Below are 277 nucleotides of genomic sequence, written 5' to 3'. Positions count from 1 at the left end.
ACTACAGCTTGCAAGAAGCTAGCGAATACTTAAATAGAAAATATAAAACTGATAACCTGACACCGAAGAAATTATTAAAACAAATATCTAGCAGAGATATTAATATGTTTATCCATTTCCGTATGGACAATCTTTCTAATAGAGATAAGCCGTTACGCATACAGCTTGATGCTTATGACTCAAATGTTTTTTCTACAGAAACGAATATTTTCCATCTCAACAAAAAAGACTTAAAGCCAGTCCTTGAAATCCTAAAAAAATTAGAAAGATTTGTATC

1 protein-coding gene is annotated in these 277 nt (G+C 30.7%); it reads left to right on the top strand.

What is annotated here, in order from left to right:
- The coding region (locus tag SB749_RS19330; protein WP_410711731.1) for a hypothetical protein at positions 1–277 on the top strand (277 nt) is incomplete at both ends.

Origin of the sequence: Brevibacterium sp. SIMBA_078, assembly GCF_046534565.1 — a bacterium.
In the GTDB taxonomy this organism is placed as follows: Bacteria; Actinomycetota; Actinomycetes; order Actinomycetales; family Brevibacteriaceae; genus Brevibacterium.
This window is presented reverse-complemented; position numbering and strand designations above follow the sequence as displayed.